The organism is Tsukamurella soli, from assembly GCF_039541155.1.
GTDB classification, from domain to species: Bacteria; Actinomycetota; Actinomycetes; order Mycobacteriales; family Mycobacteriaceae; genus Tsukamurella; species Tsukamurella soli.
The window spans coordinates 1-19,913 of the sequence record NZ_BAABFR010000050.1 but is presented as its reverse complement, the minus strand read 5'-3'; the positions used below and the strand labels follow the sequence as shown (position 1 = coordinate 19,913).

Annotated in this window: 19 protein-coding genes and 1 pseudogene; 5 read left to right on the top strand and 15 right to left on the bottom strand. The window is 69.2% G+C overall.

What is annotated here, in order from left to right; genetic code table 11:
- Positions 1–168: 168 nt before the first annotated feature.
- Complete coding sequence (locus ABD908_RS15750; RefSeq protein WP_344997581.1) at positions 169–1,248, top strand: alkane 1-monooxygenase; 1,080 nt, start codon at positions 169–171, stop codon at positions 1,246–1,248.
- A 28-nt stretch (positions 1,249–1,276) separates the two neighbouring features.
- On the opposite strand, the gene ABD908_RS15745 is transcribed toward ABD908_RS15750, so the two are convergent.
- From ABD908_RS15745 to ABD908_RS15735, 3 genes are read right to left on the bottom strand one after another with little or no spacing between them, the layout of a single operon-like run.
- Positions 1,277–2,353 carry a phytoene desaturase family protein gene (locus tag ABD908_RS15745; protein ID WP_344997579.1) on the bottom strand — a complete coding sequence of 359 codons (1,077 nt, stop codon included), beginning with the start codon at positions 2,351–2,353 and terminating at the stop codon, positions 1,277–1,279.
- Positions 2,354–2,364: 11 nt separating this feature from the next.
- Positions 2,365–3,039 (bottom strand): phytoene desaturase family protein, encoded by a 675-nt coding sequence (locus ABD908_RS15740; RefSeq protein ID WP_344997578.1) that lies wholly within the window; start codon positions 3,037–3,039, stop codon positions 2,365–2,367.
- Positions 3,040–3,041: 2 nt separating this feature from the next.
- Positions 3,042–4,745, bottom strand: a complete 1,704-nt coding sequence (locus ABD908_RS15735; RefSeq protein ID WP_344997576.1) for a nitroreductase/quinone reductase family protein — start codon at positions 4,743–4,745, stop codon at positions 3,042–3,044.
- 202 nt (positions 4,746–4,947) lie between these two features.
- Between ABD908_RS15735 and ABD908_RS15730 the strand changes: the two genes are divergently transcribed.
- Positions 4,948–5,520 (top strand): TetR/AcrR family transcriptional regulator, encoded by a 573-nt coding sequence (locus ABD908_RS15730; protein WP_344997574.1) that lies wholly within the window; start codon positions 4,948–4,950, stop codon positions 5,518–5,520.
- A 34-nt stretch (positions 5,521–5,554) separates the two neighbouring features.
- Here the strand turns inward: ABD908_RS15730 and ABD908_RS15725 are convergent, their stop codons facing one another.
- Positions 5,555–5,947: a PaaI family thioesterase gene (locus ABD908_RS15725; protein WP_344997599.1), complete on the bottom strand. Its 393-nt coding sequence runs from the start codon at positions 5,945–5,947 to the stop codon at positions 5,555–5,557.
- 338 nt (positions 5,948–6,285) lie between these two features.
- Positions 6,286–6,849: pseudogene (locus tag ABD908_RS15720) on the bottom strand (TetR/AcrR family transcriptional regulator); the annotation flags it as partial.
- Positions 6,850–6,966: 117 nt separating this feature from the next.
- Here ABD908_RS15720 and ABD908_RS15715 point away from each other — a divergent pair.
- Both ABD908_RS15715 and ABD908_RS15710 read left to right on the top strand, forming a co-directional pair.
- Positions 6,967–8,271, top strand: a complete 1,305-nt coding sequence (locus ABD908_RS15715; protein WP_344997573.1) for an NADH:flavin oxidoreductase/NADH oxidase family protein — start codon at positions 6,967–6,969, stop codon at positions 8,269–8,271.
- Entirely contained in the window at positions 8,268–8,699 is a 432-nt protein-coding gene (locus tag ABD908_RS15710; RefSeq protein WP_344997571.1) for a nitroreductase family deazaflavin-dependent oxidoreductase, read from the top strand. Before ABD908_RS15715 ends, ABD908_RS15710 begins: the two co-directional genes overlap by 4 nt.
- A 14-nt stretch (positions 8,700–8,713) precedes the next feature.
- Here the strand turns inward: ABD908_RS15710 and ABD908_RS15705 are convergent, their stop codons facing one another.
- On the bottom strand, positions 8,714–9,298 hold the full coding sequence (locus tag ABD908_RS15705; protein ID WP_344997568.1) for a TetR/AcrR family transcriptional regulator: 585 nt from the start codon (positions 9,296–9,298) through the stop codon (positions 8,714–8,716).
- A gap of 155 nt (positions 9,299–9,453) precedes the next feature.
- On the opposite strand from ABD908_RS15705, the gene ABD908_RS15700 reads away from it, so the two are divergent.
- Positions 9,454–10,164 carry a type 1 glutamine amidotransferase domain-containing protein gene (locus ABD908_RS15700; protein WP_344997566.1) on the top strand — a complete coding sequence of 237 codons (711 nt, stop codon included), beginning with the start codon at positions 9,454–9,456 and terminating at the stop codon, positions 10,162–10,164.
- 35 nt (positions 10,165–10,199) lie between these two features.
- On the opposite strand, the gene ABD908_RS15695 is transcribed toward ABD908_RS15700, so the two are convergent.
- The 9 genes from ABD908_RS15695 to ABD908_RS15655 all read right to left on the bottom strand — a co-directional run.
- Positions 10,200–11,600, bottom strand: a complete 1,401-nt coding sequence (locus ABD908_RS15695) for an NAD(P)/FAD-dependent oxidoreductase (protein WP_344997564.1) — start codon at positions 11,598–11,600, stop codon at positions 10,200–10,202.
- A 95-nt stretch (positions 11,601–11,695) separates the two neighbouring features.
- Complete coding sequence (gene nuoN, locus ABD908_RS15690) at positions 11,696–13,090, bottom strand: NADH-quinone oxidoreductase subunit NuoN (protein ID WP_344997598.1); 1,395 nt, start codon at positions 13,088–13,090, stop codon at positions 11,696–11,698.
- Positions 13,091–13,122: 32 nt separating this feature from the next.
- On the bottom strand, positions 13,123–14,694 hold the full coding sequence (locus ABD908_RS15685) for an NADH-quinone oxidoreductase subunit M (protein WP_344997562.1): 1,572 nt from the start codon (positions 14,692–14,694) through the stop codon (positions 13,123–13,125).
- Positions 14,691–16,583, bottom strand: a complete 1,893-nt coding sequence (gene nuoL, locus ABD908_RS15680; protein WP_344997561.1) for an NADH-quinone oxidoreductase subunit L — start codon at positions 16,581–16,583, stop codon at positions 14,691–14,693. The genes ABD908_RS15685 and nuoL overlap by 4 nt, the downstream gene beginning before the upstream one ends.
- A gap of 3 nt (positions 16,584–16,586) precedes the next feature.
- Positions 16,587–16,886, bottom strand: coding sequence for an NADH-quinone oxidoreductase subunit NuoK (gene nuoK, locus ABD908_RS15675; protein ID WP_344997559.1), 300 nt, complete (start codon positions 16,884–16,886; stop codon positions 16,587–16,589).
- Positions 16,883–17,710: an NADH-quinone oxidoreductase subunit J gene (locus tag ABD908_RS15670; protein ID WP_344997557.1), complete on the bottom strand. Its 828-nt coding sequence runs from the start codon at positions 17,708–17,710 to the stop codon at positions 16,883–16,885. Before ABD908_RS15670 ends, nuoK begins: the two co-directional genes overlap by 4 nt.
- Complete coding sequence (gene nuoI, locus ABD908_RS15665) at positions 17,707–18,216, bottom strand: NADH-quinone oxidoreductase subunit NuoI (RefSeq protein ID WP_344997555.1); 510 nt, start codon at positions 18,214–18,216, stop codon at positions 17,707–17,709. The genes ABD908_RS15670 and nuoI overlap by 4 nt, the downstream gene beginning before the upstream one ends.
- Positions 18,209–19,543, bottom strand: coding sequence for an NADH-quinone oxidoreductase subunit NuoH (gene nuoH / locus ABD908_RS15660; protein WP_344997553.1), 1,335 nt, complete (start codon positions 19,541–19,543; stop codon positions 18,209–18,211). Before nuoH ends, nuoI begins: the two co-directional genes overlap by 8 nt.
- Positions 19,540–19,913 (bottom strand): molybdopterin dinucleotide binding domain-containing protein (locus ABD908_RS15655; RefSeq protein WP_344997551.1); only part of this gene is annotated, 374 nt, incomplete at its 5' end. The genes ABD908_RS15655 and nuoH, both read right to left, overlap by 4 nt.

Sequence of the window (19,913 nt, the reverse complement as noted above, 5' to 3'; positions counted from 1 at the left end):
CCGTACTCATCTAAGGAGGCGGACAGTTGGACAAGCGCGGCATCGCGGGCGAGGTGCCTCACTGTGGGGCTCCCGATTAACAGAAGGGGTCGCACCCGCCGTGATCGTGTCGAGCGGCCGGGACGAGATCCGGGCAGGGCGAAGCGGTGGCTGTGGGTCCTGAGTCTGGTGACCCCGATCAGTGCTCTGGTGCCCTCGCAGCTCGTGTACTGGACGGATGCGCCGTTGTTCTGGTGGTCCGGTCCGATCGTGGTGTTCGTCATCGTCCCGCTCATCGACTGGTGGCTCGGAGACGACGGGAGCAATCCCAGCGCAGCAGATTTCGAGGTGCTCAACTGCGTGCGGTTCTACAGATGGTGCACGTGGCTGTTCCTCCCGATCCAGTTCGCGGCGCTGCTGGTCGCGTGCGTGTTGTGGCGAGACGGGTCACAGCTGGACCTCGCGGACAAGGCGGGGCTGGCATTGAGTGTGGGCGTCGTAGCGGGGATGGGGATCAACGTCGCGCACGAACTCGGTCACCGGCACGAGGGGATCGAACGCTGGCTGGCGAAGATCACTCTCTCCCAGTCCCTTTACGGGCATTTCTACGTCGAGCACAATCGCGGCCACCACGTCCGCGTGGCCACTCCGGACGATCCGGCGAGCGCTCGGATGGGTGAGTCGCTCTACGCCTTCGTGCTGCGATCGGTGACCGGTGGCTTCCGGTCGGCACTTCGGCTCGAGCGGGCACGACTGGCGCGGCGAGGTCTGCGGTGGTGGTCCATCCGGAACGACCTGCTGCAGAGTTGGGCCATGTCGGCGGTCGTGTTCGCCGCGGCGGCCGTGGTCTTCGGGGCGGGTGTACTGCCATTCCTGCTCCTGCAGGCGGCTATCGGGGTGTTCCTGCTCGAGTCGGTGAACTATGTGGAGCACTACGGGCTGCTGCGAGAGCGGCGCCCCGACGGCCGCTATCGCAGGGTCACGCCGCGAGACAGCTGGAACAGCGACCGGATAGCGACGAACATCCTGCTCTTCCACGTGCAACGGCACAGCGACCACCACGCGAATCCGGGCCGTCGGTATCAGACCCTCCGCACCTTCGACGAGTCGCCCCAGCTGCCGTTCGGCTACGCGACGATGATCCTCGCCGCGATGGTCCCGTGGCTGTGGCGCAAGGTGATCGATCCTCAGGTCGCATCGCATTACGACGGCGACCTCTCCCGCGCCAATCTCGCTCCGCGACTGCGCGCGAGCACCGTCGAGCCGTGACCGTGTGCCGGCTTCGGGGCCTCTCCGGTCACCTGCTCCGACTGCGGTCTCGCCCCACCATGCGGGTCGCCTCGAGGGGATCGAAACCGGCGTTCCACGGCGCGAGCCTCGAGCGGTCGACCATCACCCGGCCGGCCCGGATATCGCGGACGAGGTCGCGCTGCAGGACTGCGCCTGCGGCCTTCACCCCGCTCACCATCGCCCCCTGGGTGCCCGGCCCCCACGCGGTGGACGTCCCGGCGACGAACAGCCCGGGGACGACTGTCGCGCTCCGCGGTCGACCGAACCCGTACTGTCCGATTCTGGGCTCGAGTCCCATCGCGTTTCCGGCCGTGCTGTCGGTGTACCGGCTCTGCGTCATGGGCGTCGCGAGCTCCGCCCATTCCACCTTCGCCGACGCGCCGGGATAGGCGACCTCGATCCGCGCGAGCATGGCGTCCGTGACCTTCTCCTTGATCTCCTGGTAGCGAGGGTTACGCCGGTAGCGCCCGTCGGCGATCTCCTCCGGATCCAGGCCCCACAGGCGCGGATTCGACGGCGCCATCGTCTGCGCCTCGAAGGCCGCGGAACCCTGCGGCGCGCTGGCACCGTGACTCGGATCACGCCTGGTCGAGGTCTGCACGTACGCGGGGATGTTCGCCGCGTAGTCGCTGACCCAGTCGTGGACCGAGCGGCGGCGGCCCACCAGGAGGTCGGACTTCATCGTCGCCAACGCGTGGAGGTTTCTGGCGCGATCCCAGTTGGGGATGACGAAGTGATTGCTGTTCGGCGCGTTCGACACGTCGTGGTCGATTCCGAAGAAGGCGTTGATCACCGGCGGCGCCATGCGCCATGTGGCGACCTGCAATCGCGTTGCGCGCGGCAGATTCTCCTTACCGATGAGGTCCCGGTAGGTCTTCTTGATATCGATGTTGGAGATCACGACCGGAGCCGCGATGGTCTCCCCGGTCGACAGCACGACACCTGCCACGCGACCGCCTTCGAGAGCGATGCGCGAAACCTCGACACGGCTGCGGATCTGTCCATCGTGCTTCTGGATCACCTCGGCGAAGCCGGCGGCGAGCACCTGGCCGCCGCCCTTCGGGAACCATCCGCCGCGTCCCACGAAGTGGTCCATCAGGACCGCGGACAGCAACAGGGGGGGGCGACGTCGGGCGTGGTCGCGACCGCGCCCAGATGCACGGAGTTGACCATCATCGCCTCGGGGCTCAGTCCGCACGCGAGCTGGAACGCGGCGACCGGCATCATCAGCGCGCCGGCCGCGAGGCCGGTCCGTCGCACCAGTTTCACCATGCCGGAGCGCGACCCGAGGGTCTCGCTGACGTCCACGGCCTCGCCGATGCGCCGCAGGACCGAGAGGTATCGGCGGATCGCTCCCTGCTCGTTGGGGAAGGCCGCGAGTTGGTTCGCGATGAACTCGTCCCACCCGTGCGGGAAGTCCAGGGCGAATCCCGGTGCGAGAACGGTGTCGACGGCCTTCTCCTCCAATGGAAGCCACTCGATCCGATCGTCCAGGCCGACACCGCGCATGATCGACGGAACCAGGCCGTCATCGCCGCAGTCACCGATGTAGTGCACACCGACGTCGAACTCCCACTTGCGGTGTCGACGGAAGACATGGGAACTGCCACCCAGGACGTCGTAACGCTCGAGCAGCAGGACTCGTCGACCCGCCGCGGCGAGGTACGCGGCGGACGTCAGTCCGCCGAGTCCCGACCCGACGATGATGGCGTCGTACGAGCTGGGGCGGGTGGTCTCGACGGCGTCGGGGGATCGGTCGACGGTACTCACAGTCACTCCTCGTCGGTGAAGGTCACGCGCACCGAGATCGGTGTGCTCTGCAGGGTGCGGAAGGCGGCGACGCTCAGGCAACCGAGGAAGGGGACGGGAGCGAAGGTGCGTGCCCGGGCGGTCACGTCGTCGTCGGGATGCAGCCGTGCAAGGCCGCGGCGCCAGCGGTCTCCCTGTCGGATCCGGACGACGGGGTCGGCGGCGATGTTCAGGCCCCAACCGGAGCGCATCCCGTGCTGGCAGATCAGCCATGCGCCCGTCGGGTCGAACGAGGCCGCGACGGGAACCCGCCTGGCCTCGCCTGTCCGGCGCCCCGTCGTCTCGAGCTCGGTGGCGATCGACGTTCGGACACCGGCGCGGCCGAGGGCTCGGACCGCCGGATTCGCGAGGTACCGTCCCACCGCCCGCTCGAACCGGAACTTGCGGAGTCCCCGGCCGCCTGCCGCGGCCGTGTCGATGCCCCGCTTGGGGTTTCGGAATGCGTCGACGCCGTGATGGCGCACCGTCGACGCCGCGGTCAGCCACGGCGAGCGGGACGGGTCAGGTTCGGATCCCGCCCCCATCCGCTGCAGCTGGTCGGTGTGCCACTGCAGGTCGAGGGCACCGTCGAGCGCCTTGACGGCGGCGATCCGCGCTGCTCGCCGAGGCAGGTTCAACGAGATCTGAGGCGAGTCGAGCCGCTCGGCGCGCGCGGCCAGGAGGTCGGCCGCGGCCCCTGGCACGACCGCCGCGGGCCGCCCGATGCCGACGACATCGCATGCTCCGGACCCGACAGCCTCCCGCATCGCGGGCGCCGACCGGAAGCCTCCGGTGACGGCGAGTGGGACATGTCCGGCCGTAGCACGCACCGCCTGCGCGTAGTCGAGGAAGTATGCCTCGCGGGTGCGGGTCCGCTCCGACGCCGTCGGCCGGCCCATCATCGCCGGTGACTCGTAGCTGCCACCGCTGATCTCGATCAGGTCGATCTGCTGCGTCGCAAGCCGTTCGACCACTGCTCGTGACTCCTCCTCGGTGAACCCGCCGCGTTGGAAGTCCGCCGAGTTCAGCTTCACGCCGACTGCGAAGCCGGGGCTGACGGATATCCGGATCCGGTGGATCACCTCCAGCAGGAAGCGCATCCGCCGCTCGGGATCACCGCCCCATCCGTCGGTGCGCTGATTCGTGCGCGGGGAGAGGAACTGAGAGACCAGGTAGCCGTGCGCGCCGTGGATCTGGACGCCGTCGAACCCGGCGGTCTCGGCGACCCGGGCCGCCGTGGCGAACCGGTCGACGATGTCGAGGATCTCGGCCTCGGTCAGCTCCCGGGGGACGGCGAGGCCCGGTACGGACAGCCCGACCGGCGACGGGGCCACCGGATGTTTGCCGGTCACCAGCGGATTGGCCTGGCGGCCGGGGTGATTGAGCTGCATCCAGATCGGTGCCCCGCCGTCCTGCGTCGCCTTGGCCCAGAGTGTCAGGGCGTCGAGGTCGCGATCGTCCTCCACCACGACGTTCCCCACCTCACCGAGGTGGCCTCGATCGACCATCACATTCCCCGTCACGACCAGGCCGTAGCCGCCCGATCCCCAGCGCCGGTACAGACGGCCCAGGCGTTCGTCGGGTGCGCTCGACCGGTCGGCGAGGCCCTCGCTCAACGCGGACTTCATCAGCCGGTTGGGCAGGATCTGCCCACATGCGAGGGGAAGCGGGTCGGTCAACTCTGTCATCGTGGGTGGCCCTCTCGATATGTCCTACCGGTGATCCAGGCACCCCGTTCGAGATACCGGCTCGAGAATAGTATATCGAACGGTATAGTGACAATGAGACGGCTGCCGGCCGTCCAATGGGTGCGGGCCGTCGCGACCGCCGGCAGCGACCTGTTCGATACGGTGGACCGGCGGGTAAGCCTGGATCGAGAGGAGGTCGGTGATGACGGCGCGGGACGACCTGGTCAAGGCCGCGATCGACCTGATTCGACGGCACGGCGTCGCGGGCACCGGGCTGTCCGAGCTCACCGACCGCAGTGGACGCTCGCGACGGACGATCTATCTCAACTTTCCCGGCGGCAAGTCCGAGTTGGTCACCGAGGCGGCGCGCGTGGCCGGCGCCGCGATCTCCGCGCTGATCGACGCCGTCCCGGTCGGGGCCGCTCCGGTCGAGGTGCTCGATGCGCTCATCGAATGGTGGCGACGGACGTTGACGGCCAACGGTTTCGAGGCCGGTTGCCCTGTAGTAGCGGCTGCGCTCGGCCGCTCCGAGGCGCCCGCCGCTGCGGCAGCGGCGGGGCTCGCGTTCGGCGAGTGGGAGCGGATCCTGGCCGGCCGTATCGGGGCCGCCGGTGTCACGGAGGATGTAGCTACCGCGTTGGCGAGCACCGCCATCGCGGCCATCGAGGGCGCCGTGGTGATGTGCTCGGCCTCCGGGACGACCGCGCCGCTCGACCGGGTCGCCGGGCAGCTGCGGATCCTCGTCGAGGCGCAGTCCCGCCCGGGCGTGTCGTAGCGCGGCCGGAGCACCGACGGAACCGCGGGCTGCATCACCGATAGATCAGGCACGTGGTGGTGCCGTGGGCGACCAGCCGGCCGTCGCCGTCCTTCACTTGCCCCTCCGCTGTCGCGGTGGTGCGACCCACGTGGATGGTCCGGCCGGTCGCCACCAGGAGCACGCCGTCGACCGGCACGGTCCGGATGTAGTTCACCTTCAACTCCAGAGTGCCGTAACCGATTCCGGCCTCCAGCGTGGAGTGCACGGCACACCCCATCACCGAGTCCAGCAGGGTCGCGCACACACCGCCGTGGACGCTGCCCAGCGGGTTTCCGAAATCCTGCCGCGTCGTGAGGCTGAACTCCACCTCGCCGACGTCGACTCGATCGATCCGCATGCCCAGCAGGTGCCCGATGTTGCGGCCGGTCCCGGGGTCTGCAGCCATCAGGCGCAGAAGCTCCACGCCCGACAGTGTCGACAGGTCCCGGACGTGCGCTCGGGCACCGTCCGCCCCCTCGGGCGTCGTGTCTTCTGCGGACGGTTTCGTCATCTGCACTCCCGATGTCGTTCGAATGTGGCGCTGATAGCTGACTATATCGAACGGTATAGTAGCGCCCTTGCATCGGTAGGCGCCATTCCCGGGTCGGCGGCCGCAGCCGTGGAGGTCGACCGCACTCCTTGAGAAGCGGATCGATGTGTGCACTGCTTGCATGGAGCGTAGGTCGATGTGTTAGCACTGACAACACACTGAGGCGTATTCCTTCCACCAAGCGTCAGGTGCGGGCCCAGCGCAACGCGGACGACGCGACCGACGCGGGCCGACATGTCCGCCGTCGTGCTGCCGGCGAACGTGCCGTCGAGATGCAGGAAGGCCAGGCCGTGCACCAGGGCCCACACCGCGACCGCCGCCGCCTCGGGATCGGGAGCGGGAACGAGGCGCCGGACGAGCGTCTTCAGGTACAGCTCGATCTCGTCGGCCGCAGCCTGGCGTGCAGGGTCGTCCGGGTCGCACGGCTCGGCGAACATGGCGCGGAACAGCCCGGGCCGGGCGACCGCGAACTGCACGTACGTCACCGCGATCGCGGCGAGGTCGTCGAGCGTCCGCGGGGTGGGATGTGCATCGGTCGGGGCCGCGATCAGCTGTCGATACCCGATGGTCGCGACCGCGGACACCAGGGCGGTGCGATCGGAGAAGTGGCGGTACGGCGCCGCGGGCGACACGCCCGCGCGCCGGGCCGCCGCGCGCAGTGACAGGCTCGTCCCGCCGTCGCCGGTGTCCAAGAGCTCGATGGCGGCGCGGATCAGCGCGTCGGGCAGGTCGCCGCGGTGGTACGGCGTGGTCGGCATGATGGAATCCCCTATGTGTTGACGACGCTTACATATCGCTATAGTGTAAGCGGTGCTTACTTCGCGAGGTGTCCACAGACCGTCATCACCGACGCAGAATCGAAAGGCCCGATCGAGATGTCTACAACCGCAGATTTGTTCGCGCCGATCACCCTCCGCTGTGGGCAGGTCCTGCCCAACCGGGTCGCCAAGGCCGCGATGGAGGAGGGGATGGCGGCGCAGGGGCAGTTGCCGACCGACGGGCTCATCGCGCTGTACCGCCGGTGGGGCTCGGGCGGGACGGGGATGTTGATCACCGGGAACGTGATGGTGCACGCGGAGGCGCTCACCGGCCCCGGCGGGGTGGTCCTCGACGCGAACTCACCGCTGGAACGCTTCACCGCGTGGGCCGAGGCGGGCAAGGCCGGCGGCGCCGCGATGTGGATGCAGATCAGCCACCCCGGTCGGCAGGTCCAGGCCACGATGCCCGGAGTGACCTGGGGCCCGTCCGACAAGGCCGTCGACGTGGGCAGGCACTCCAAGAACTTCGGACGCCCGACCGCGATGACGCCCGCGCAGATCGCCGACACGGTCACGCGGTTCGCGACCACGGCCAGACGCGCCGAGCAGGCGGGGTTCGACGGCGTCGAGATCCACGCCGCCCACGGCTACCTGCTGTCACAGTTCCTCTCGCCTCTGGTGAACACCCGCACCGACGACTGGGGCGGTTCGCTGGAGAACCGGGCACGGCTGCTGCTGGACATCGTGCGGGAGGTCCGCACGCAGGTCTCTCCGACGTTCGCCGTCGCGGTCAAGCTCAACTCCGCCGACTTCCAACGCGGCGGATTCGACGCCGACGACGCCCGGCGGGTGATCGACATGCTCGCCCCGCTCGGTGTCGACGTCGTCGAGCTCTCCGGCGGCAGCTACGAGAGCCCCGCCATGTCCGGGCGCCCCGCCGACGGTCGCACCGCCGCCCGCGAGGCGTACTTCCTCGAGCTGGCCGCCGACCTGGCGCGGACCAGCTCCATCCCCCTCATGCTCACCGGCGGGGTCACCCGCCGGGAGACCGCCGAGACGGTCCTGTCGAACGATGTGGCGCTGGTCGGCATCGGCACCGCGCTCGCGGGGACCCCCGACCTGCCGAACCGCTGGCGCGCCGGTGCCGAGGCGGACGCCTCGCTCGCGCCCGTCACCTGGCAGGACAAGCCCCTGGCGTCGTTGGCGGGAATGGGTATGGTGCGATACCAGATGCGCCGGTTGGCCCGTGGTAGGCGTCCCGCCGTCTCCGTCGGTCCCGCCCGTGCGCTCATCGCCGATCAGCTCGTCCAGCGGCGTGCGCTGCGGCGCTACTCGAAGTGGCTCGCAACCCGGCCCGCCGGCGCCGAGACCGTTCGGATCCGACCCACGACCGCCACCCACGCAAGGAGCGAATCCGCATGAGACCCATCCGCGACTACGGCGCCAAGGCGATGAACTCGGCGCACCGCCTCGTTCTGGCCGCCTCCGGGAACAGGCTCCTGTCGAAGCCGTTCGGCATGCCGGTGGTCGAACTGCACACCACCGGCCGCAAGTCCGGGCTGCCGCGGTCGTGCTACCTCACCACCCCGATCCACGACGAGAGCACGGTGATCCTCGTCGCCTCCAAGGGCGGCGACGACCGCCACCCGGACTGGTACCGCAATCTCCAGGCGCATCCCGCCGCCGAGATCGTGATCGACGGGAAGCGCCGGCAGGTCCACGCCCGGACCGCGACGCCGGAGGAGAAGTCGACGCTGTGGCCCCGGATCGTGTCGGCCTACCACGGCTACGCCGACTACCAGAAGCGCACGACACGCGACATCCCGGTCGTGATCTGCGACCTGCGATGACGAGTGTGCGGCCCTCAGGAACCGGCAGCCCTGCTGGCGAGGACCGCGCGAACCGCACCGCGGACGGTACCGTCCACGACCGAGTCGGCGGAACTGTCGAGTTTCCCGTCGAGATGTAGGAATGCGAGTCCGTGGACGAGGGCCCAGGTCGCCGTTGCCATCGGCTCCGGGTCTGCACCTGGAACCGCCCGTTTGACGATGTAGTCGAGGTATTGGTGGATGGCGGCGACCGCGGCGACGCGATCGGGACTCTCCGTATCGCACCCCTCGGCGAACATCACCCGGAACAGGCCGGGGCGCGTCAGCGCGAACCGGACGTATGCCACGGCGATCGTCGCCAGATCGTCCGCAGTCATCGGGTCCGCGCACGCCGCAGCCAGATCCTTCGCCAGTTCGGTGTATCCGACCGCGGCGACGGCCGACAGCAGTGCGTTTCGATCCGGGAAGTGACGATAGGGCGCGGCGGTCGAGACCCCCGCGCGCCGCGCTACCGCTCGGAGCGAGAGATCGGCGCCGCCGTTCTCCTCCAGCAGTTCCATCGCCGCGTTCACCAGCGCCGTCGGCAAGTCACCGTGGTGATAGGGAACATCGGATGACATATCAATAATCCTAAAGCTGTCGAGCAGTGAAGCCGTAGCGGGGGTGCAGCGGGAGGCGTCGACCGCGAATCACCGCACACCCATGTTAGCGCCATGTACATTCGGGCGATGCGCCCGCACCGCCCAGCCCGTTCGCGTACCCGAAGGAGAAACCCATGACCCGCGTTCTATTCGTCGTCACGGCCGCCGACCGCTGGACCCTCGACGACGGCACCGTGCATCCCTCCGGCTACTGGGCAGAGGAGGTGGCCGTTCCTCACCGGAACTTCACCGACGCCGGGTGGGACATCACCATCGCCACCCCCGGCGGCAAGCCCCCGACCCTCGACCGGCTCAGTCTCGGAATCTCGGGCGGCACACCGTGGAAGCGCAAGGACGTCGAACGCTATCTCGACAGCATCTCCGATCGGCTCGCCCACCCGGTCGCGCTCGACACCGTCGACTCCGACGACTACGACGTCGTCTTCTACCCCGGCGGACACGGACCGATGGAGGACCTCGCGTACGACGCCGTGTCCGGCGCGTTGCTGACCAAGCGCCTCGCCTCCGGCCGACCCCTGGCTCTGCTCTGCCACGCGCCCGCGGCGATCCTCGCCGCGAAGAACCCCGATGGCAGCTCCCCGTTCGCCGGCTACAAGATGACCGGCCTGTCCAACCGCGAGGAGCTGCTCAACAGATTCGCGCGGAAGGCCCCCTGGCTGCTCGAGGACAAGCTGAAGGAGACGGGGGTCGACTACTCGAAGGGGCTCCTGCCACTACGCCCCCACGTCGTGGTCGACCGGAACCTGTACACCGGCCAGAACCCCCAGTCCTCGGATGCATTGTCCGAACTGCTCATCAAGGTCGTGGCAACCCATCCGTATTGAGACTGACGACTCGTCGGCGACGTGATGTTCGCGTGCTAGGCGCCGGCGCTGTCGGACGACCTCGGTTGATCCGCCTCGGCGGCGGGCTGGAGCGCCTCGCTCTGCTGTGCCTGGACGCGATCCATCGCCAGTCGGGCGTAGATCATCTGGCTGGTGATCGCCATCTGCCCGCGGCTGCGGCCCGTGAAGGTGATCAGCCAGGCGAGGACCGTGCTGAGCCGGTTCTTGTACCCGACGAGGTACACGAGGTGCAGGAACAGCCACGCCAGCCACGCGAGGAACCCACTCATCTCGATCTTGCCGACCTTCGCCACGGCGTCGAACCGCGACACCGTCGCCATGCTGCCCTTGTCGAAGTATTTGAACGGGCTGCGGGTGCCCGGGTCGTCCTGGCCCTTCAACGATTTCTTGATCAGCCCCGTCGCATACTTGGCGCCCTGGATCGCGCCCTGCGCCATCCCCGGCACCCCGGGCACCGCCATGAGGTCGCCGACGACGAACACGTTGGGGTGGCCCTTCACCGTGAGGTCCGGCTCGACGACGACCCGTCCGGCGCGGTCGGTTTCGGTCCCATCGGTCTGCTCGGCGATCATCTTGCCCAGTGGGCTCGCCTGCACACCTGCAGACCACACCTTGCAGGCGCACTCGATGCGCCTCTCGGTGCCGTCCTTCGCCTTGATGGTGATGCCCTGGTAATCGACATTCGTGACCATGGCGTTGAGTTGCACCTCGACGCCCATCGACTCCAGCCGACGCTGCGCCTTCAACCCCAGCTTCGGGCCCATCGGCGGCAGCACCGCCGGCGCCGCGTCCATGAGGATCACGCGGCAATCCGACGGCTCGATCGTGCGGAACGCCCCGGCCAGCGTGCGCTCGGCGAGTTCCGCGATCTGCCCGGCGAGCTCGACACCGGTGGGTCCGGCACCGATGACGACGAAGGTCAGCCGGCGGTCACGTTCGGCGGGATCCTTCGTGACCTCCGCGGCCTCGAACGCACCGAGGATGCGGCCGCGCAGCTCGAGCGCATCGTCGATCGTCTTCATACCCGGCGCGAACGTGGCGAAGTGATCGTTGCCGAAGTAGGACTGCTGGGCGCCCGCGGCGACGATCAAGCTGTCGAACGGGATGACGGTGTTCATCGTCATCAGCTTCGAGGTGACGGTCCCGTTCTTCAGGTCGATCGCCACGACGTCGCCCAGCAGCACTTCGACGTTCTGCTGCTTGCGGAGCACCAAGCGAGTGGTGGGCGCGATCTCGCCCTCCGACAGGATGCCGGTCGCCACCTGATAAAGGAGCGGCTGGAACAGATGTGTCGTGGTCCGGGCGACCATGGTGATATCGACGTCGGCGTGCTTAAGGCTCTGGACCGCGGTGAGGCCGCCGAACCCGGAGCCGATGACGACGACGCGGTGTCGGTTGACGGTCGATTCGGTCATTGGAATTCCTTCGCTCTCGACAGACGGCTTCAACATACGGCTCCGGCCGGGTTTCGGCTGGGCAACCAGGCAGAACGTTGCAGATCGGAATTCGATCAGCGGCCGACCATCGACAGGCCGGTGAACAGATCGATCAGGGGCTGCGGGAAGATGCCCAGTGCGACAACGGAAACCGCGCCGATCGCGATCGCGGATCCCGCCCACCACCCGATACCGACCGCATCGGGCTCGAACTCGGGGGGCTGGGCGAAGTACATCGTGACGATCACCCGGATGTAGAAGACCGCGGCCACCGCGCTCGCGAGGACGCCGATCACGACCAGCCACACCCCGCCCTGCTGCGCTGCGGCGGCGAACACCCCGAACTTCGCCACGAATCCACTCGTGAGCGGGATTCCGGCGAATGCGAGGAGGAACAGCGACATCGCGCCGGCCAACAGCGGCCGACGCCGGCCGAGGCCCGCCCAGCGGGCGAGGTCGCCGACCTCACCGGTGTGATCGCGCACGACCGACGCCACGGCGAACGCGCCGATGGTGCTGAGTGAGTACGCCGCGAGGTAGAAGCACGTCGCTCCCACGCCGCGCGAGCTGCCGGCGAACACGGCGATCAGCAGGAAACCCGTGTGGGCGATCGCCGAATACGCCAGCAACCGTTTGACATCCGACTGGGTGACGGCCGCGATCGAGCCGACGGCCAGCGTCAGTACCGCGACGACGGCGATCACCGGCCGCCAGTCCGATCGCACGTCCGTGGCGGCGACGAGAGTCACGCGCAGCAGTGCTCCGAACGCGGCCGTCTTGGTGGCCGACGCCATGAACGCGGTGACGGGCGTCGGGGCGCCCTGGTACACGTCGGGCACCCACGAGTGGAACGGCACGGCGCCCACCTTGAACAGCAGCCCGACCCCGATCAGGGCGAGGCCGCCGCCGCCGAGCAGGTGGTCGGTCGACGGCGCGGTCAGCGCGGTGGAACCGGTCGCCCCGAACCGTAGCGCCACGCCGAACAGCAGGATCGCCGACGAGAAGGCGCCCAGCAGAAAGTACTTCAGTGCAGCCTCGCGGGAGAGGTCCTTGCGTCGCACGGCCACCGCGCACATCAGGTAGAGCGGTAGCGAGAACACCTCGAGCGCTACGAACAGTGTCAGCAGGTCCTCTGCAGACGTGAACGCCATCATCCCGCCTAGCGCGAACAGCGTGAGTGGCACCGTCTCCGTGTGGGTGAGGCCGGCGTCGCGGCGCACCATCAGCGCGAGCGCCGGCAGCGCCGAGACCAGCAGCACGCCCTCGACGGCGGCTGCCAGACCGTCGACGGCGACCGAGCCGGCGACCGCGGTGTGCGCTCCGGTGTGGTGCGAGACCACGACCAGCGCCACCAGCGCCGCGATGACGGCGGCGAACGACAGGACGGCGTGCGCGGTGAGCCGCACCCTTCGTGGCGCGAAGGCCTCGACCAGAATGCCGACGACGCCGGCGCCGAACACGATCAGCATCGGCGACAGCTGTGCGTACTCGATCGACGGGGTCACCGATGCACTCCTGACGCGCTGGCCGTTGCACTCCAGATAGTATGCGAGGCAGGGGTTTCGGAGGAGGTGGCGGCCACGGAGGGATTCACTGCGTCGAGCACCGGGCCCGGGTACAGGCCCAGGACCAGCACCCCGGCGAGCAGCGGGGCGAGGAACACCAGCTGGCGTGGGCCCGCGTCGGCGACGGTGCCGGTCACAGTGGCCGGCGGTTGCCCGGTGAACATCCGTTGGTAGGCCCACAGCACGTACAGCGCGGACAGCACGAGCGCGGACACGGCGATCACCGCGGCGACCGGGTACCGCTGGAACGTGCCCACGACCACCATCAGCTCGGACACGAACGGGCCCAGCCCGGGCAGCGACAGCGTCGCCAGTCCGGCGACGAGGAACGCCGCCCCCAATCGGGGCGCCACCGACCAGACGCCACCGAAGTCCGCGATCCGGCGACTGCCGCGACGCGCCACCAGAACCCCGGCGGTGAGGAACAGCGCGGCCGTCGCCACACCGTGATTCACCATGTACAGCACAGATCCCGCCTGAGAGTCGCCCGTCCGCGCGAACACGCCCAGGATGATGAACCCGAAGTGCGAGATCGACGTGTACGCGATGAGTGCCATGATGTCGCTCTGTGCGATCGCCATCACCGCGCCGTAGACGATGCCGATCACGGCGAGCGCACACACCCACGGACCGTAACGGGCCGACGCATCGGGGAACAGCGTCAGGCAATACCGCAGCATGCCGAACGTGCCGACCTTATCGACCAGCGCCATCATCAGGACAGCCGTCGCAGGGGTCGACTGGACCGCCGCATCGGGCAACCACGAATGCAGCGGCCACAGCGGCGCTTTCACCGCGAACGCGAACATGAAGCCCAGGAACATCAGGTTCTGCGCCAGCTGCCCGCCGGCCAGGCCGCCGTGTGCGGCCACGGGCGCGATCGCCCGGAGATCGAAGGTGCCGCCCAGCCCCGGTGTGCGAGCGGTGACGGTGTACAGCCCGACCACCGCGGCCAGCATGACCAGGCCGCCCGCCAGGTTGTACAGCAGGAAACGCACTGCCGCCCGCGACCGTTCGCCCTCTGTCGAGCCGGTGCCGCCGTAGCCTCCGATCAGGAAGTACAGCGGGATCAGCATGCCCTCGAACACCAGGTAGAACAGCAGCACGTCGGTGGTGACGAACGACAGCAGGACGCCCGCCTCCACTGCCAGCGTCAGCGCGACGTAGGCGCCGGCGCGGCGGCCGGAGCCCCGCTTCTCGCCGCCTGCGTCCCGCCACCCGGCCAGCAGGAGGACGGGCACCAGCACCGCCGTCAGCAGCGCCAGCACCAGACCGGTGCCGTCCAGACCCAGGGTGTATCCCGCACCGAACGCCGGTATCCACCTGTGGGATTCGATGAACTGGTAGCCGTGGTGGGGCTCGAATGCGCAGGCCAGCGCGATCCCGATCGCCAGCGATCCGACGGAGAACAGCAGCCCGATCCACCGGGCCACCGTCGGCACCGCTGCAGCCACCACCGCACCGACGGCGGGCAGGGCCCACAGCAGGGTCAGCCACGGCCCGCTCATGAGATCCCCACTGCGACAGCACCGGCGAGGATGACCGCGCCGCACAGCATCGTCAGCGCGTAGCCGCGGACGTACCCGGTCTGCCAGCGCCGCAATCCCTCCGACGCCGCGTGCACCGCGGTCGGCACGCCGGCGACGACGCCACCGATCACCTCCCGATCCAGCACCGCGAGCACCCGCGTCAGTGCCTGTCCCGGTCGCTCGAACACCGTCTCGTTGAACGCGTCGCCGTACAGGTCGCGGCGGGCGGCCCTGGTCAGGGGCCCGACGGTGGCCGGTGCTGTGGCGGGAACGGAGCGCGTCGCCCATACCGCGGCCGCGATGCCGATCGCCACCACGACGAGCACGATGGCCGTGAGTGCACCTGCTGGGATCAGGTGCTGCTCAGCCGGTTCCGCGCCAGGCTGCACCGCGGGGGCGAGGAAGTCGCGAAGCCGCCCGCCCCACACCAGCGCCGCGCCGGCGCCGATGCTGCCGAGGGCCAGCACGATCATCGGGGCGGTCATCGATCCGGGTGACTCGTGCGGGTGCACGGCATCCTCCCCGGACGTGCTCCACCGCGGGTCTCCGAAGAAGGTCATCGCCATCACCCGGGTCATGTAGAAGGCGGTGATGCCGGCGCCGAGCACCGCGACCGCGCCCACCACCGGCCCCGTCGCGCCCGGCTGGTCGACGGCCGCCTCGATGATGCCGTCCTTCGTATAGAAGCCGGAGAACGGTGGCACGCCGATGATCGCGAGGTAGCCCAGCCCGAAGGTGACGGCCGTGATCGGCATGACCTTGCGCAGGCCGCCGTATCGGCGCATGTCCACTTGGTCGTTCATGCCGTGCATCACCGACCCCGCTCCCAGGAACAGGCCGGCCTTGAAACAGCCGTGCGCCAACAGGTGTGCGATCGCCAGCGCGTAGCCCACCGGGCCGAGTCCGGCGGCCAGCACCATATAGCCGATCTGGCTCATCGTGGACGCGGCGAGCGCCTTCTTGATGTCGTCCTTCGCGCAGCCGATGACGGCACCGAACAGCAGAGTCACCGTGCCGACCGCGATCACGAAGCCCCGGGCCACCGGTGCGGCCTCGAACACCGGGCCGCACCGGACGATCAGGTAGACACCGGCGGTGACCATCGTGGCGGCGTGGATCAGCGCAGATACGGGGGTCGGGCCCTCCATCGCGTCACCCAGCCACGACTGGAGCGGCACCTGAGCGGATTTCGCGCACGCGCCCAGCAGGAGCAGCAGGCCGAGCCACGTCATCGTCGACCCCGACCCCCCGCCGACCCGAGGGAGGAACGATGCGAATGTGGTGTCGTGGAAGGTCTTGACCACCAGTGCCACCGCGATCGCGAGCCCCATGTCGCCGACCCGGTTGACCACGAACGCCTTCTTCGCCGCCGTCGCCGCTGAAGGCTTGTGCTGCCAGAAGCCGATCAACAGGTACGACGCGAGACCCACGCCCTCCCAACCGAGGTAGAGCACCACCAGGTTCGCGGCCAGCACCAGGATCAGCATGGCGCCCAGGAACAGGTTGAGGAACCCGAAGAACCGGCGGCGGCCCGGGTCGTGGCTCATGTACCCGATCGAGTAGATGTGGATCAAGGTCCCGACGCCGGTGATCAAGAGCGCGAAGCACATCGACAGCTGATCCAGTCGCAGCGCCATGTCGACGTGGATGGTGCTACCGGCGAACCATCGGTACAGGGTGACGGTGACGGGACGGTCCGCCGCCGGCCGTGACAGCATCCGCGCGAACAGGACGGCGGCCACCACGAACGATGCCGCCGCCGCGAGACAGCCCAGCCAGTGCCCCCACCGGTCGGAACGCCGCCCGGCGAGCAGTAGGACGGCCGCTCCGGCCAGAGGGATCAGCGGCAGCAGCGCGAGTGCGGTCATCGGTCACCGCCTCATCAGGTTCTCGTCGTCGACCGAGACGCTGTGGCGCGCACGGAAGATCGCGACGATGATCGCGAGCCCCACCACCACCTCCGCCGCGGCCACGACCATAGTGAAGAACGCGAGCAGCTGCCCCTCGGCATCGGCGCGGATCCGCCCGAAGGTCACCAGCGAGAGGTTCGCGGCGTTGAGCATCAGCTCGATGCACATGAACACGACGATCGCGTTGCGGCGCACCAGGACACCGGCGGCTCCGATACCGAAGAGGAGGGCCGACAGGTACAGGTAGTACTCCGGGTTCACGTCAGCTCCTTGGGTGCGGGTTCCGGCGTCGACCCGTTTGCCGTCGGCACGCGGCCCGTGACGGACCGGGACCTGAGCGTGTGGTTGACGGAGTCCGGTGACGGCGTGCCGTCCGGCAGCATGCCGGGCAGATCGACCGCGTTGCCCAGGGCGTACACACCCGGGTTGGGCAGCGGGGTCGCGCGCTGCCCGCCGCGGAACCGTGCGATGGACATCTCGCGCTGGGTCGGGGCGGGGGAGGTGCGCTCGTGGTGCGCCAGGATCAGGGCGCCGACGGTGGCGGTGATCAGCAGCGCCGCGGTGAGCTCGAACGCCCACACATAGCGAACGAAGATGAGATCGGCGAGTCCCTCCACGGCGCCCACGTCTCGCCCGTGCGGTCGGCCGATCACCGTGGCCCGGCCGATCAGCCCGATCAGGATGAGCCCGAACACGATTCCCAGCGCACCGCCCGCGAGTCCACGGCCGGTCAGGTGGACGCCGGCACCGTCGGGCTCCTCGATCGGCGTGCCGCCGACCCCGCTGGGGCCGGCCTCCTCGTGCGTGCCCACCAGCATGACCACGAACAGGAAGAGCATCATCACCGCGCCGGTGTACACGACCACCTGGACGACGCCCAGGAATGTCGCGCCTTCTGCGAGGTAGGCCACCGCGAGCAGCAGCATCGTGGCCGCGAGGCACAGCGCCGAGTACACCGCCCTGCGGGCGACGACCACGCCTAGGGCGAAGATCACGGCGAGCACCGCGATCACCCAGAACGTCACCGTCTCACCGGTTCCCGCGGTCTCGCCGGTGAAGCCGGCGGCGAGGGCGCCGGCGCTCACTCGTCGACCTCGCCGCGGTAGTAGTCACCCGCCGTGGTTCCGGGCCGCATGGCGTGGGGCGGCGCCTCTGCTCCCGCAGGCAGTGGTGCGAGCAGCCGGTCCTTGTCGTAGATGAGGTCGACGCGCTCGGTGTCGGCGAGCTCGTAGACGCCTGTCATGGTGAGTGCCCGCGTGGGGCAGGCCTCGATGCACAGCCCGCAGCCGATGCACCGCAGGTAGTTGATCTGGTACACACTTCCGTACCGCTCGCCGGGCGAGAACCGCTGGCCCGGCTCATCGCCGTTGTCGGCCCCCTCCACGTAGATGGCATCCGCGGGGCACGCCCACGCGCACAGCTCGCAGCCGATGCAGCGCTCGAGGCCGTCTGCATAGCGGTTGAGCTGGTGCCGCCCGTGGTAACGCTCGGCGGTCGGCGTCCGCTCCTCCGGGTACTGCTCGGTGACGGGCTTGGTGAACATCGTCTTGAAAGTCACGCCGAGTCCGGCGAGACCGAGTGGGTCAGCCATGGGAAGCCTCCTTCGGTAACGCGGTTGCGGCGGTGGGGGATTCGGAGGTCAGCGGCACGTGCTGTCCGGGCAGGGGCGGGACCGGGAAGCCGCCCGCGAACGGGTCGAACGGCACCGAGAACGTGGCCGGGTCGGGTCCGGGCGCCGGGGCCTGTTGCCGACGGTGCCGGGCGGCGAGCACCGCGAACACCGCGAGCGTGAACACCAGGGACACGATCGGGGCGAGCCAGGTGGTGTCGACTCCCCGTGCGTTGAGCGTCTCGACGATGCCGGCCACGAGGATCCACACCAGGGCGGTGGGGATGAGTATCTGCCAGCCGAAGCGCATGAACTGGTCGTAGCGCAGTCGGGGCAGGGTGGTGCGCAGCCAGATGAAACCGAACAGGAACACCCACACCTTGCCGACGAACCACAGCACGGGCCACCAGCCGTGGTTCGCGCCCGCCCACATCACGATCGGCCAGGGGGCGCTCCACCCGCCGAGGAACATCGTGGTCGCGAGGGCCGACACCGTGGTCATGTTGACGTACTCGGCGAGCATGAACATCGCGAATTTCAGCGACGAGTATTCGGTGTGGAACCCGCCCACCAGCTCGCCTTCGGCCTCGGGAAGGTCGAACGGTGCGCGGTTGGTCTCGCCGACCATCGACACCAGGTACACGGCGAACGACGGCAGCAGGAGGAAGACGTACCAGGTGCCGTGTTGCGCGGCGACGATGCCCGATGTGGACATGGTGCGGGCGTACAAGAACACCGCCGCGAACGACAGTCCCATCGCCACCTCGTAGCTGATCACCTGCGCGGTGGAGCGCAGGCCGCCGAGCAGCGGGTACGTGGAGCCGGACGACCAGCCGGCCAGCACGATGCCGTACACCCCGATGCTGGTGACCGCGAGCACGTACAGCACCGCCACAGGGAAGTCGGTGAGCTGCAACGGGGTCCGTGTGCCGAACACCGACACCGTCGGCCCGAAGGGGATCACCGCGAAGGCCATGAATGCGGGGATGGTCGCGATGATCGGCGCCAACAGGAACACCGGCTTGTCGACGCCCAGCGGCGTGATGCCCTCCTTCAGCGCGAGCTTGATGCCGTCGGCGAGCGACTGCAGCATCCCGAACGGCCCGACCCGGTTGGGGCCGAGCCGACCCTGCATGCGTGCCATCACCTTCCGCTCGGCGAGGATCGCGACGAGCACCGTGGCCACCAGGAACGCGAACACCGCGATCGCCTTGACCACGACCAGCCAGATCGGGTCCCGGCCGAAGCCGGACAGGTCGGCCGGCGGGTGGCCGCCGAGCGCGGGGTGCAGGGCGGGTGCGGCGATCACGGGTACCCCCAGGCAGATACGGAGACGATGTCCCCGGCACGCGCCGCGAGGCTCTCGTAGACGCGGCTGTCGGGGGAGTTCTGCGGCAGCCAGACCACACGATCCGGCATGTCCGTCACGGCGAGGCGCAGCGTGATCGCCCCGGCGGGGGTGGCGACGGTGACGAGGCTCCCGTCGACCGCGCGGACCTCGTGCGCCGTTGCCGCCGACAGTCGGACGACCGGTTGCCGGGCGGTGCCGGCGAGGTCCGGCTCGCCGTCCTGGCCGCGGCCGAGGTCGAGCAGCTGACGCCAGGTCGCCAGACGTGCCTCGCCCGGTGCGGGTTCGGGGCCGGGGGACGGGAGCGCCGCGGCGCGCCGGGACGTGGGGA

What these genes read in the sequence shown, in the direction of transcription:
- ABD908_RS15705 (WP_344997568.1), bottom strand. Translation starts at nt 9,298, where the DNA reads ATGTCATCCGATGTTCCCTATCACCACGGTGACTTGCCGACGGCGCTG.
- ABD908_RS15695 (WP_344997564.1), bottom strand. Translation starts at nt 11,600, where the DNA reads ATGACCGAATCGACCGTCAACCGACACCGCGTCGTCGTCATCGGCTCC.
- ABD908_RS15725 (WP_344997599.1), bottom strand. Translation starts at nt 5,947, where the DNA reads ATGGCTGCAGACCCCGGGACCGGCCGCAACATCGGGCACCTGCTGGGC.
- ABD908_RS15700 (WP_344997566.1), top strand. Translation starts at nt 9,454, where the DNA reads ATGACCCGCGTTCTATTCGTCGTCACGGCCGCCGACCGCTGGACCCTC.
- ABD908_RS15735 (WP_344997576.1), bottom strand. Translation starts at nt 4,745, where the DNA reads ATGACAGAGTTGACCGACCCGCTTCCCCTCGCATGTGGGCAGATCCTG.
- nuoN (WP_344997598.1), bottom strand. Translation starts at nt 13,090, where the DNA reads ATGCTGATCGTGTTCGGCGCCGGCGTCGTCGGCATTCTGGTCGAGGCC.
- ABD908_RS15715 (WP_344997573.1), top strand. Translation starts at nt 6,967, where the DNA reads ATGTCTACAACCGCAGATTTGTTCGCGCCGATCACCCTCCGCTGTGGG.
- nuoI (WP_344997555.1), bottom strand. Translation starts at nt 18,216, where the DNA reads ATGGCTGACCCACTCGGTCTCGCCGGACTCGGCGTGACTTTCAAGACG.
- ABD908_RS15710 (WP_344997571.1), top strand. Translation starts at nt 8,268, where the DNA reads ATGAGACCCATCCGCGACTACGGCGCCAAGGCGATGAACTCGGCGCAC.
- ABD908_RS15685 (WP_344997562.1), bottom strand. Translation starts at nt 14,694, where the DNA reads ATGAGCGGGCCGTGGCTGACCCTGCTGTGGGCCCTGCCCGCCGTCGGT.
- nuoL (WP_344997561.1), bottom strand. Translation starts at nt 16,583, where the DNA reads ATGACCGCACTCGCGCTGCTGCCGCTGATCCCTCTGGCCGGAGCGGCC.
- ABD908_RS15730 (WP_344997574.1), top strand. Translation starts at nt 4,948, where the DNA reads ATGACGGCGCGGGACGACCTGGTCAAGGCCGCGATCGACCTGATTCGA.